Source organism: bacterium endosymbiont of Bathymodiolus sp. 5 South (assembly GCF_900128535.1).
Lineage (GTDB): Bacteria > Pseudomonadota > Gammaproteobacteria > PS1 > Pseudothioglobaceae > Thiodubiliella.
Genome location: NZ_FQTR01000162.1, coordinates 1 through 3603, shown reverse-complemented (window position 1 = coordinate 3603; position 3603 = coordinate 1). Strand labels below are relative to the sequence as shown.

General features: G+C 31.3%; 6 protein-coding genes. 4 read left to right on the top strand and 2 right to left on the bottom strand.

Going from position 1 to position 3603, the window contains the following annotated elements; genetic code table 11:
• The 4 genes from BBROOKSOX_RS09525 to BBROOKSOX_RS09515 form a co-directional block, all read left to right on the top strand.
• A partial coding sequence (locus tag BBROOKSOX_RS09525) for a hypothetical protein (RefSeq protein WP_218973724.1) occupies positions 1–1237 on the top strand: 1237 nt, incomplete at its 5' end.
• A complete protein-coding gene (locus BBROOKSOX_RS12430) occupies positions 1221–1352 on the top strand; it encodes a hypothetical protein (protein ID WP_306821348.1) in 132 nt (43 codons plus the stop codon). The genes BBROOKSOX_RS09525 and BBROOKSOX_RS12430, both read left to right, overlap by 17 nt.
• Before the next feature lies 1 nt (position 1353).
• Positions 1354–1578 (top strand): hypothetical protein, encoded by a 225-nt coding sequence (locus tag BBROOKSOX_RS12425; RefSeq protein ID WP_306821347.1) that lies wholly within the window; start codon positions 1354–1356, stop codon positions 1576–1578.
• Complete coding sequence (locus tag BBROOKSOX_RS09515) at positions 1575–1910, top strand: thioredoxin family protein (protein WP_139661402.1); 336 nt, start codon at positions 1575–1577, stop codon at positions 1908–1910. The genes BBROOKSOX_RS12425 and BBROOKSOX_RS09515 overlap by 4 nt, the downstream gene beginning before the upstream one ends.
• A gap of 289 nt (positions 1911–2199) precedes the next feature.
• Here BBROOKSOX_RS09515 and BBROOKSOX_RS09510 read toward each other — a convergent pair whose 3' ends face one another.
• Positions 2200–2724, bottom strand: coding sequence for a hypothetical protein (locus BBROOKSOX_RS09510; RefSeq protein WP_139661399.1), 525 nt, complete (start codon positions 2722–2724; stop codon positions 2200–2202).
• Positions 2725–2732: 8 nt separating this feature from the next.
• Positions 2733–3197 (bottom strand): hypothetical protein, encoded by a 465-nt coding sequence (locus tag BBROOKSOX_RS09505; protein ID WP_139661396.1) that lies wholly within the window; start codon positions 3195–3197, stop codon positions 2733–2735.
• Between the last annotated feature and the right edge of the window lie 406 nt (positions 3198–3603).

Genomic DNA, 3603 nt, shown 5'->3' with positions numbered 1-3603 from the left:
TAAATATAAAGAAAAGTTGATTGATTATGAATTTAGTTATGATCCAAGACCCTTTGAATCGTTAGAGATATTGCAAGATAAATTAACCGCCTTTAAAGATTATCCACTACAACATTATTTAACAGAGCATAAGGTAAACAATATAAGGGTTATTAGTCGAATTATAAATGCATTAAATGATTTCTCTTTTATTGAGTCTGATATTAAAGATGTGCCAGAAGTTACAACTGAGATAGTGGGCAGTATTATCGAAATTGCCGCCATTAACGCACAGACCTCTTCTTTTCTTGAACTTATAGAATATGCACATAAAAGGATACTGTCTGTATCTGATGCCTCTGATAAATTAAAGAAAAATAAGAAATATGAAGATTTATTGTCCTTAATTAGTAATAGACATAAATTCTATGGCGAAGCCTGTTTCTTGAAAAGTGATATTGTTTCTAAACTTTTTGAATATTGCCAAACCTCACTTATTGATGAAGAATTTTTTAACGAGACTGTTAGATCTAAAATCAATAATCAGAGTTTATATTCTATATATAAAGATATTCGAGCAAAGCAAGATAAGCATCTATATGATATGCAGTATAAGAATGAAGTGTATGTATCAGATTTATGGAATATTTTGAAAGAACAAGGAAATAAAATTATTATTGCTAAAGATACATATCTACACCCTAGAGCATTTATATTTTATATTGAGCAATTAGAGACACTAGATGTTAAAAATAAAGCACAATATCATGACTTTGCTCTTAAATGTTTAAAGGATTTTATCGAGAATAATATTGGCTGGATACGAGATGATTATTCTGGACACGCACAAGAACTTTTAGATTTTGATCCAAAATTAGGTGAGTATTACAAACAATGCACTGCTACAAATCAACAAAACTCTATCAACTCTAGTGAGAAAATAATAGGTTTGATGCGTGATGTTATAGAAAGTGGCAAGAATAGTGCGTTAAAGGCTCTATCTCAAATTCAGAAACAAGAGATAAAGCAGTATATATTAAGCGACGCAAGATACTTCAAAGAGACTTTTGATTTTTTGATGAAATATGATAGTATCAGCGAATCGTTGAGGAAATATGTAGGTAATATAGACTCTGTACTTAAGGAATTGTCTCTATCTAAAGATAGTGATCATGCGTATAAAGCTAAGGAGGCGCTGGATTCTTTAGTAGAAAAAGGTGTGATAAAGCCATTAAATAGTGATGATATTTCAAAATAATTTAATCAAAGTTGAGATTGAACTTAGTGAACTCCCATGGGTGAAAGTTTTTACCCAACGAAAAATCAAAGAATTTAGCGAATGCACCGCCGATAAAAAGGCTGAGATTTTTTAGAGTGCTTGATATTACTGAAAAGTTAATATTAAGTTATTTCAACGCAGATAATATTAATATCGCCTCTTTTGGAAACTTATTGCCCCAAGTCCACTGGCACATTATGGCGCGTTTTGAAACGGACAGTTATTTCCCAGAGCCGATGTGGGGGCAAAAACAAAGAGAGGCGCAGTTAGGTTTACCCAGTTTTGAAGTGTTTTTCACCCAATTACAAAATAAACTGTGATCAGTATCCACAATCAAGCGCAATTAGACACTTTAAAGCGTGAAAAAGACGCAATATTGATTTTATTTGGTGGTGAAAATTGTGGCGTATGCCAAACCATCAAGCCACAAATTAACGCCAATTTTTCTGATAAATTCCCCGCTTTAACCCTAGTTTATATTGATTGTCAACATGCACAAGAAATTTGCGCTCAACACGGCGTATTTTCTTTACCCGTAGTGCAAGTATTTTTTATGGAGCAAAAATTTATTGAAGAAGTTCGAGGTTTTAGTTTGCTAGCTTTAGAACAAAAAATTGAGCAAGTTTTTACCAAAATGAATCGTCATGAATAGAGCGACAAGCGTATAAGTTTCCTGTTTACTTCTACATTCTGGGATGCCACCCTTTTTTACAGCAATTTTTTTTGGTGGGGTTGTTGTTTGGCAGTATGCATTTTCAAACTGGATTCTGAAAACGAGATACAATTAAGGTCAGAGTGTAATTTATTCGAATAAAAGGGCGGTGCCTTGTATGAGAATGGGGCAATATAAAGCAATAACAACTCTACATTTTTAACAGATGTGACGCTACAACCAAGCATTGTTTGCCTCGCTTGGCTTTAATTATAAAAAATCTAAGAAATTAACTTTTGTTAGTATTATTAAGTATTTTGTCCGATATTTTTATCCTGGTTAAAAAATCATCTATATTTTTTACATGCTTTTTAACTTCATTGTTTCTTTTATATAACCTAATTGTAAATGTAATAAAGGCACACAGATAAACACCAATTGCAAGCAAATCAATACTAAAAATAATTTTTACTGAAATCCATTCAAATTTATATATTCCTTGCAGTAAAACCAAAAGAATAGAAACAGCAGAAAGAAAAACCACTATCAGCAAGAGAATAAACTCCATTTCAAAATTTCTCTCTAGCAGTTTGAAGCTATTTTTTAATCTGTCGTATTGAGCAGTTAAATCATATATAGCAGTAGCATCGCACTGATGAGTTAGTTCATTTTCTGAATTAGTGTATCTTGATAAACGATTATGAGAGTCTTGTGCTTTTTTGATTATAGCAGTTGCCAAAAATTGGAATATTGCTAAAGTAAATGAAGATAAAACCACTAAAGTAGTGGTAACTATTCCATAAAATATTTCCATAAATATTTTTATTTAAAACGATCAAAAATATCTGAAAGAAATTGTCCAATACTAGGTCTATTAAAAGATGCTGTTGCCAACTTTAATCTATCATCAGTTTCTAATCTGTATGCGCAATCTCCAACCAAAATAAAATGAGGCAGAGAAGTAACCTTGTCGTCTTTACTGATAATCTTAATGGTGCCATTGGCAGATTTTTTAATTTCTTGACTAAAACTACTGTCTTCGTATGATTTTTCGCTAATAATTGAAACTTTATTTTTAGTTAAAATTTCTTTAACAATACCAGAAAACTTGTTATAAAACCTCTCGTCTAATGATCCAGTAACAATTTTAATGTCTTTATTCTTTTCTTTTGCATAACGAAAAAGATAGTCAGCTAATATTTTTGCATGTTCTATAGAGCCATTACTGATCTCTTCATCGCTATTTTTTTGATAACATCTTTTTACTATATCTTCAAAGTTGTGCATGGTTATTTTTTTAGTTTTTTATTGTGTTGTAAAAACACAGAAAATAGAACCAATAATTTTATACTACTTTGTCGTTATTTTATTTATAAATGAAATAACACCTATTTACAACTAGGGTGAAAAGGAGATGCTATGCACTTTCCCTATTTGACTGGATGCTAAATTTTGGTTTTCCCATTATTTTTTTGTTAATAGAGACCTTTGCATAAATAGGAACAATCATCAGAAACCCACTTTTCACCCACTTGGCGATTTTTTAAACCCAGCCTTAGCCCTGCTAGGACAAGGTTTAAAGAAATCACCAATTGGGCAAAAATTGGATTTTACTAATCATCCCTATTTATGCAAAGGTCTCTAATAATCTTTTTTTGAATAAGGGCAAACAAGGTGGTGTTACCCTTTTTCA

Coding starts and splice junctions, on each gene's coding strand:
- BBROOKSOX_RS12430 (WP_306821348.1), top strand. CDS start 1,221: ATGATATTTCAAAATAATTTAATCAAAGTTGAGATTGAACTTAGTGAA.
- BBROOKSOX_RS09510 (WP_139661399.1), bottom strand. CDS start 2,724: ATGGAAATATTTTATGGAATAGTTACCACTACTTTAGTGGTTTTATCT.
- BBROOKSOX_RS09505 (WP_139661396.1), bottom strand. CDS start 3,197: ATGCACAACTTTGAAGATATAGTAAAAAGATGTTATCAAAAAAATAGC.